A 1,230-nucleotide genomic window follows, 5' to 3' on the forward strand; every position below is an offset into this window, starting at 1 on the left:
GATTGAAACGCGCCGACAACGGTGTTCATGATGCCGGGGAGGGGGAAGAGGGATGAGGCGGCTTGGCCGACGCCGGAACCGGAACTAGCAAGCGCCGTGCCTGCATCGGCTCTCGGACTCGAACCCGCCACGACGCCTTCGCGGGCTGAGAGGCCACCCGCACCAAGGAAGCCGAGTGCGGATGACGCAAGAGTGGTTGCAAAGGCTGCAACACCTGGTCCGCCACCACCCGCGATCTGCGCCGCCTGACTGAGCAGTCCTGCCGTCTGGCCAGATAGCGCCTGAACGCCTGCCATGGCCATCATGGCCATTGGTCCCGTACCGCCAACCACCGTGTTTACCGATCCACCGATCTCGTGCTTCTGGTTGCCGGAGACTTCCACCGCCCGGTTGCCGCCGATAGAGGCCACTTCATGCCGGTCGATCCGTTTGGTGCGGTCATTCAACACGCGTGTCGTTTGATCCTTCTGCGCGTGGAAGAACTGGTTCTCCTTGCCCGCTTCGTCCTCAAAACTGATCTCGTTGAAGCCTTGGCCTTTATGGGTGTTGGAGCGCAGAACCATGCGCGTCTTGTTGGCCGGCAAATCATACGGTACAGCGTTTGCAGGGTTTGGCACGACGCCGATGACGAGCGGGCGGTCTGGATCGCCATCGACAAAGGCAACCATGACCTCCATGCCGATGCGCGGGATCACCTGCGCACCCCAGGTGCCGCCGCCCCAGCTTTGCGCCACGCGCACCCAGCAGGTGTCTGAGCCGTCTTTCTTGGCCTTGCGGTCCCATGGAAACCACAGCTTGATGCGGCCGTATTGATCCGGGTGGATCTCTTCGCCTTCCGGGCCTGCAACTATGGCCACCTGCGTGCCTTCGATGCGTGGTCGCTTCGTTTCGCGATGCGGGGTGAGAGGAACACGGGAGGGCAGGGCCTCAAACGTGTTCTCGTATTCCGGTGTATCGGTGGAGGTCTCATAGGAGCGATCCACCACCTCATGGCGGATCGAGACAATCACATGCTCTTCGTATTGATGATCGGGATGTGCGACTTCGTAAGGGGTGAACCTGCGGCCTGCTTCCAGAATGCGGGAAGTGGAGCCACCATGCACACGCTCATGGTCTGCTTCGGTTGCCTGTACCCTGAGCTTTTGCGCACGCTCTGCCTCTGCAACGGAAGAGATGCGGGATGGATACTCGTACAGTTCCCGCTTGATCGCATCCGGCATCTGGATGAGT

Annotated in this window: 1 protein-coding gene; it reads right to left on the minus strand. The window is 61.0% G+C overall.

The genetic code is table 11. The features are described 5' to 3' along the window. The coding region (tssI, locus tag ACFSE1_RS19410; RefSeq protein WP_377405308.1) for a type VI secretion system tip protein TssI/VgrG at nucleotides 1-1,230 on the minus strand (1,230 nt) is incomplete at both ends.

It is taken from the genome of Affinirhizobium helianthi, from assembly GCF_042680945.1.
Taxonomy (GTDB): domain Bacteria; phylum Pseudomonadota; class Alphaproteobacteria; order Rhizobiales; family Rhizobiaceae; genus Neorhizobium; species Neorhizobium helianthi.